This window comes from Streptomyces zinciresistens K42 (assembly GCF_000225525.1).
In the GTDB taxonomy this organism is placed as follows: Bacteria; Actinomycetota; Actinomycetes; order Streptomycetales; family Streptomycetaceae; genus Streptomyces; species Streptomyces zinciresistens.
Genome location: NZ_AGBF01000271.1, coordinates 1 through 6,947, shown reverse-complemented (window position 1 = coordinate 6,947; position 6,947 = coordinate 1). Strand labels below are relative to the sequence as shown.

6 protein-coding genes are annotated in these 6,947 nt (G+C 72.9%); 4 read left to right on the top strand and 2 right to left on the bottom strand.

Features of this window, described 5'->3' with window-relative positions; translation table 11 throughout:
• Positions 1–19: 19 nt before the first annotated feature.
• The gene (locus tag SZN_RS34135; protein WP_007504209.1) at positions 20–1,165 is read left to right on the top strand and encodes a methyltransferase; all 1,146 of its coding nucleotides are present in this window, start codon (positions 20–22) and stop codon (positions 1,163–1,165) included.
• On the opposite strand, the gene SZN_RS34130 is transcribed toward SZN_RS34135, so the two are convergent.
• Entirely contained in the window at positions 1,155–2,024 is an 870-nt protein-coding gene (locus tag SZN_RS34130; RefSeq protein ID WP_007504207.1) for a class II fructose-bisphosphate aldolase, read from the bottom strand. The genes SZN_RS34135 and SZN_RS34130 overlap by 11 nt on opposite strands.
• Positions 2,025–2,057: 33 nt before the next feature.
• On the bottom strand, positions 2,058–2,939 hold the full coding sequence (locus tag SZN_RS34125; RefSeq protein ID WP_007504206.1) for an SIS domain-containing protein: 882 nt from the start codon (positions 2,937–2,939) through the stop codon (positions 2,058–2,060).
• 136 nt (positions 2,940–3,075) lie between these two features.
• Between SZN_RS34125 and SZN_RS34120 the strand changes: the two genes are divergently transcribed.
• The 3 genes from SZN_RS34120 to SZN_RS34110 all read left to right on the top strand — a co-directional run bounded on the left by SZN_RS34120 (position 3,076) and on the right by SZN_RS34110 (position 6,870).
• Positions 3,076–3,855, top strand: a complete 780-nt coding sequence (locus SZN_RS34120) for a DeoR/GlpR family DNA-binding transcription regulator (protein ID WP_007504204.1) — start codon at positions 3,076–3,078, stop codon at positions 3,853–3,855.
• A gap of 84 nt (positions 3,856–3,939) precedes the next feature.
• Positions 3,940–5,775, top strand: a complete 1,836-nt coding sequence (locus tag SZN_RS34115) for a glycoside hydrolase family 15 protein (RefSeq protein ID WP_007504203.1) — start codon at positions 3,940–3,942, stop codon at positions 5,773–5,775.
• A gap of 141 nt (positions 5,776–5,916) precedes the next feature.
• Positions 5,917–6,870: a methionyl-tRNA formyltransferase gene (locus tag SZN_RS34110; RefSeq protein ID WP_007504202.1), complete on the top strand. Its 954-nt coding sequence runs from the start codon at positions 5,917–5,919 to the stop codon at positions 6,868–6,870.
• Positions 6,871–6,947 lie beyond the last annotated feature (77 nt).

Sequence of the window (6,947 nt, the reverse complement as noted above, 5' to 3'; positions counted from 1 at the left end):
CGCTTAGCCTTGACGCACGATGAACGACCGGATGACGACGCCCTGGGGCGAGCTCGCGCTGACCCGTTTCCCCGAGGACCCGCGCGACAGGCTGCGTGCCTGGGACGCCTCCGACGAGTACCTTCTGCGACACCTCGCGGAGCGGGAGGTCCCGCTCTCCGGGACGGTCGTGGTGGTCGGCGACCGCTGGGGCGCGCTGGTCACGGCGCTGGCGCGGTACCGGCCGGTCCAGATCACCGACTCCCATCTGACGCAGGAGGCGACCCGGGCCAACCTCGCCCGGCACCGTGTGGAGGCCGGCTCGGTGCGGCTGCTCACGACGCAGGACCCGCCGCCGGAGCGGGTCGACGCGCTGGTGGTGCGGGTGCCGAAGAGCCTGGCACTGCTGGAGGACCAGCTGCTGCGGCTGGCGCCCGCGGTGCACGCGGACACGGTGGTCGTGGGCACGGGCATGGTCAAGGAGATCCACGCCTCGACGCTGCGGCTCTTCGAGCGGATCCTCGGTCCGACCCGCACCTCGCTCGCGGAGCGCAAGGCGCGGCTGATCCACTGCGTGCCCGAGCCGTCGCGGGCGCGGCCCGCGAGCCCCTGGCCGTACACGTACGCCCTCCCCGACGACGTGGGCGCGGTCTCGGGGCGTCCGGTCGTCAACCACGCGGGGGTGTTCTGCGCGGACCGGCTGGACATCGGGACGCGGTTCTTCCTCGGGCACCTCCCGGCCGGGGGCCCCGGCCGGAAGGTGGTGGACCTCGGGTGCGGCAACGGCGTGGTGGGGACCGCGGTGGCGCTGGCGCGTCCGGAGAGCGAGGTGCTGTTCGTGGACGAGTCGTTCCAGGCGGTGGCCTCGGCCGAGGCGACGTTCGCGGCCAACGGGACGCCGGGGGAGGCCGAGTTCAGGGTCGGGGACGGGATGGCGGGCGTACCCGCGGGGAGCGTGGACCTCGTGCTGAACAACCCGCCGTTCCACTCCCACCAGGCCACGACGGACGCGACGGCCCGGCGGATGTTCACCGGGGCGCGGCGTGCCCTGCGGCCGGGGGGCGAGCTGTGGGTGATCGGCAACCGGCATCTCGGCTACCACGTGCAGTTGCGCCGGCTGTTCGGCGACTGCCGGGTGGTGGCGAGCGACCCGAGGTTCGTGGTGCTGAAGGCCGTCAGGAGGTAGCGGGGGCCGGTCCCGTGACGGTGCGGACGAGGTCGGCCACGGCCCGGACCATGGCCTCGCGTCCCACGCTCAGGTACGTCCGGGAGTCCACCGCCTCGGGGTGGGCGGCGAGGAAAGCGCGGATCGCGCCGGTCATGGCGATGTTGAGGGCCGTGCCGACGTTGACCTTGGCGATGCCGCCGGTGACCGCGGCGGCCAGCTCGCCGTCGGGGACGCCGGACGAGCCGTGCAGGACGAGGGGCACGTCCAGGGCCGCGGCCAGGCGCTTGAGGAGATCGTGGTCGAGGGCGGCCGTACGGGTCGTCATGGCGTGCGAGCTGCCGACGGCGACGGCGAGCGCGTCGACGCCGGAGGCCGCGACGAAGGCACGTGCCTCGTCGGGGTCGGTCCGGGCGCCGGGGGCGTGGGCGTCCAGCGGCGGCTCGCCGTTCTTTCCGCCCAGGCGCCCCAACTCCGCCTCGATCCAGAGACCTTGGGCGTGCGCCCAGTCGACGGCGGCCCTGGTCGCGGCGAGGTTGTCGGCGTAGGGCAGCCGGGCGGCGTCGTACATCACGGAGCTGAACCCGGCGGCGGGCGCCTGCCGCAGCAGGTCGTCGCTCTGGACGTGGTCCAGGTGCAGGGCGACGGGGACGCGGGCGCGTTCGGCGGCGGCGACGGCTGCACGGGCCAGCGGGAGCAGCCGCCCGTAGCGGAACTTGACGGCGTTCTCGCTGACTTGGAGGACGACGGGGTGACCGGTGCTCTCCGCACCGGCGATGACGGCCTCGACGTGTTCCAGGGTGATGACGTTGAAGGCGGCGACGGCTCGGCGGTCCGCGGCGGCGCGGCCGACGAGTTCGCCGGTGGTCGTGAGGGGCACGGCCTGTCCTCTCTCGGGGTGCGGTCGGGCGCTTCAGGGGGCGAGGATCACCGAGCGGGTGAGGTGCCGCGGCAGATCCGGGTCGAGGCCGCGGGCCGCGGCGACGGCGACCGCGAGCCGCTGGGCGCGCACGAGTTCGGCGAGCGGGTCGAGGCGGCCCTCGATCCACAGCGCGCCGGTCGCGCGCACCTGCGCGGCCAGCCCCTCGGGCGCCTCGCCGAACATCCAGGTCGCGGTGCCCGCGGTGGTGACGCTGATGGGGCCGTGCCGGTACTCCATGGCCGGGTAGGACTCGGTCCACGACAGGGACGCCTCGCGCATCTTCAGCCCGGCCTCGTTGGCCAGTCCGACCGTCCACCCCCGGCCGAGGAACGTGAACTGCGTGCAGCCGACGAGCTGTTGGGGCAGGTCGGTGTCGAGCGCGGTGCGGGCGTCGGCCACGGCGGCGTCGGTGTGCAGGCCGAGGTGGGCGCGCAGCAGGGTGAGGGCGGTGGTCGCGAACCGGGTCTGCACGACGGACCGTTCGTCCGCGTAGTCGAGGACGACGCTCTCGTCGGCGGCGGCCATGACGGGGGTGTCCGGGTCGGCGGTGAGGGCGGTGGTGGGGGTCCGTCCCTTCAACCGCCCCAGCAGGTCGAGCACTTCGGTGGTGGTGCCGGAGCGGGTGAGGGCGACGACCCGGTCGTAGGCGCGCCTTCGCGGGAACTCCGAGGCGGTGAAGGCGTCGGTCTCGCCCCGGCCCGACTCCTCCCGCAGCGCGGCGTACGCCTGCGCCATGAAGTACGAGGTGCCGCAGCCGACGACCGCGACGCGCTCCCCCGCCCGGGGCAGTGCCCCGCGGGCGTCCCCGGCCTGCGCCGCGGCGCGTGTCCAGCACTCCGGCTGGCTGTTGAGCTCGTCCTCGACATGGGTCATGGCGCCCGCCCTCCCGGCTTCTGGCGAAGCCTCGATGATTGTTCTTGCAAGATATAGCGAGCTTTCGAGCAGAATCAAGCATTCGACCGCAAGGAGGTGCGCTAAGGTCACCGGGAGCACGAGGAAGGGAGTGGGGATGTCGCGCGACGCCCGCTGGCAGGCGCTGCTGGAGCTGCTCGTGGAGCGGGGCCGGCTGGACGTCGAGGAGGCGGCCGGTGAGCTGGCCGTGTCGCCCGCCACGATCCGCCGCGACTTCGACCAGCTGGCCGAGCAGCAGATGCTGGTGCGCACCCGGGGCGGCGCGGTCGTGCACGGGGTGTCCTACGAGCTGCCGCTGCGCTACAAGACCGCCCGGCACGCCTCCGAGAAGCAGCGGATCGCGAAGGCGGTGGCCGACCTGGTGGCGCCCGGCGAGGCGGTCGGCCTGACCGGCGGCACGACGACCACCGAGGTGGCGCGGGCCCTGGCCGTGCGCGGCGACCTGTCGGCCGGTTCGCCCGCGCTCACGGTCGTCACCAACGCGCTCAACATCGCCAACGAGCTGACCGTACGGCCCCAGTTCAAGATCGTGGTCACCGGCGGGGTGGCCCGGCCCCAGTCCTACGAGCTCATCGGGCCGCTCGCGGACGGCGTCCTGGCGCAGATCACCGTCGACGTGGCGGTGCTCGGCGTGGTCGCCCTCGACGTCACGCACGGCGCCACCGCCCACGACGAGGCGGAGGCGGCGATCAACCGGCTGCTGTGCGAGCGCGCGCAGCGGGTGGTGGTGGCCGCGGACTCCAGCAAGCTGGGCCGGCGCGCGTTCGCCCGGATCTGCGCGGTGGACGCGGTGGACACCCTGGTCACGGACACCGCGGCCGAGCCGGAGGCCGTCCGGGCCTTCGAGGAGGCGGGGCTGCGGGTGCTCACCGTCTGACCGGCCCCGGCCCTCGCGCCGGCCCTCCCCCGCCCGATGCGGCCTACGCTGGGTACGAGCGCCGGGCGGGCCAGGGAGGCTGCGATGAGCACGACCCCGTACGAGGCGGACGCGTCCGAGGCGTCGCGCTATCTGCCGATCGCCGACCACGGGCTGATCGGCGACCTGCGCAGCGTGGCCCTGGTGGGGACGGACGGCACGATCGACTGGTACTGCTGCGGGGCCTTCGACTCCCCCAGCGTGTTCGCCTCGGTCCTGGACGCCGACCGGGGCGGCAGCTTCGAGCTGGCCGCGTCCGTGCCGGCCCGCACGCGGCAGTTCTACTTCCCCGACACCAATGTGCTGATCACCCGGTTCTTCACCGAGGACGGCGTCGGCGAGGTGCAGGACTTCATGCCGATCGACGGCGATCCGGCCGAGGCCGACCGGCACCGGCTGATCAGGCGCGTGGTGTGCGTGCGCGGCTCGATCCCGTTCCGGGCCAGGGTCGCGCCGCGCTTCGAGTACGGCGCCGTGCCGCACACCGTGCGCCTGGCCGACGGCATGGCGGTCTTCGAGACGGGCAGGGCGTCCCTCGGGCTGACCTCCACGGTGGCCCTGGAGGTCAGGGACGGCGACGCGTGCGCCGAGTTCAAGCTCGCGCAGGGCGAGACGGCGGTGCTCGCGCTGGACCACGTCGGCGGCGGCGTGCTGCCGAGGCAGTGCGCGTGGGAGGAGGCCGAGCACGAGTTCAACAGTACGGTCGCGTACTGGCGTCGGTGGCTTTCCGCCTCCAAGTACCGGGGCCGCTGGCGGGAGATGGTGCACCGCTCGGCCCTGACGCTGAAGCTGCTCACCTACGCGCCGACGGGTGCGATCGTCGCCGCCCCGACCACGAGCCTGCCCGAGGAGCTGGGCGGCGAACGCAACTGGGACTACCGCTACATGTGGGTGCGCGACGCCGCGTTCTGCGTGTACGCGATGCTGCGGCTCGGCTTCACGAGCGAGGCCGCGCAGTTCATGCGGTTCGTGAGCCGGCACATCACCCCGGGGGACGGCGGCCCCTCCGGTCCGCTGCAGATCATGTACGGCATCGACGGGCGCACCGAACTGCCCGAGCGGGAACTCGGCCATCTGGCGGGCTACCGGGGTTCGGCGCCCGTCCGCGTCGGCAACGCCGCCTCCGATCAGCTCCAACTCGACATCTACGGCGCACTGATCGACTCGGTGTACCTCTACGACAAGTGGGCGCAGCCCATCTCCAGCGACCAGTGGGACCATGTGTGCGAGCTGGTGGAGTGGGTGTGCGACCACTGGGACCAGCCGGACGAGGGCATCTGGGAGACCCGGGGCGGCCGCAAGAACTTCCTGTACTCGCGCCTGATGTGCTGGGTGGCGATCGAGCGGGCGATCCGGATGGCGAACCGGCGCGGCCTGCCCGCTGACCTGCCGCGCTGGCGGGAGAGCCGGGACGTCATCTACCGGCGGATCATGACCCGTTGCTGGTCGGACGAGCGCCGGGCGTTCGTCCAGCACGAGGACTGCGACGTCCTGGACGCGTCGGTGCTGATGATGCCGCTGACGAAGTTCATCGCGCCGACCGACCCCAAGTGGCTGTCCACGCTCGACGCCCTCACCCAGGACCTGGTGTCCGACTCGCTCGTCTACCGCTACGACCCCGAGGCGAGTCCGGACGGACTGCGCGGCGACGAGGGCACGTTCTCCATCTGCTCGTTCTGGTACGTCGAGGCACTGGTCCACGCGGGGCGCCTGGACGAAGCGCGGCTCGCGTTCGAGAAGATGCTGACCTACGCCAATCATCTGGGCCTGTACGCGGAGGAGATCGGCCACACCGGGGAGCAACAGGGCAACTTTCCGCAGGCGTTCACCCATCTGTCGCTGATCAGTGCCGCGTTCAACCTCGACCGTGCCCTGGGGTGAGGCGTTCTCACGGCGCCCCGGCGGTCCGCCCGCCGCGTGATCCACCAGCCTTCGCGCGTCGGGCGACGGGCCTCCCTCCCGACACGCATTCGCAGGTAAGGTAAGCCTTAGTCAGCGGGTGCCGTCGGAGGGGAGAACCGCATGCGCGTCGCCATGTTCGGCTATCAGACCTGGGGTCATCGCACACTTCAGGCGTTGCTGGACTCCGACCACGAGGTCGTGCTCGTGGTCACCCACCCCAAGAGCGAGCACGCCTACGAGAAGATCTGGGACGACTCCGTCGCCGAACTCGCCGAGAAGCACGGCGTGCCCGTCCTGCTGCGCAACCGGCCCGACGACGCCGGTCTCCTCGACGCGGTCCGTGCCGCCGCACCGGACATCATCGTCGCGAACAACTGGCGCACCTGGCTGCCGCCGGAGCTCTTCGACCTGCCCCCGCACGGCACGCTCAACGTGCACGACTCGCTGCTGCCCGGCTACGCCGGGTTCTCCCCGCTGATCTGGGCCCTCATCAACGACGAGAAGCACGTCGGCGTCACCGCGCACCGCATGAACGAGGAGCTGGACGCCGGGGACATCCTGGTGCAGCGCTCGGTGGCGGTCGGTCCTGCCGACACGGCGACGGACCTGTTCCACCGGACCGTGGACCTCATCGCGCCCCTCGTGCGCGAGTCGCTGGACCTGATCGCCTCCGGCCGGGCGGCCTCCCACTGGCAGCGCCAGGACCGCAGCCGGGCGAGCTTCTTCCACAAGCGCTCCGCCGAGGACAGCCGCATCGACTGGACCTGGCCGGCGGAGCGTCTGGAGCGGCTGGTCCGGGCGCAGTCGGACCCGTACCCCAACGCGTACGCGTTCCACCGCGGGCAGCGCGTCCGGATCGTCGCGGCGGCGGTCTCCGAGGGCCGCTACGGCGGCACCCCGGGCCGCGTCTTCATCCCCGAGGGCGACGGGGTGGTCGTCGTGGCGGGCCCCGAGGCCCACACCGGCCGCCACCCCGGCCTGGTCGTACGGCGTGTGCGCACCGACGACGGCACCGAGTACGCGGCGAGGGACTACTTCCGCACGATGGGCGGCTACCTCACCTCCCGCCCGTAACCGCGTGCCCGTGCCCGCGCGGCCGGGCGCGTCCGGGACGGCCGGGCGCGTCCGGGACGGCCGGGCGCGTCCGGGAC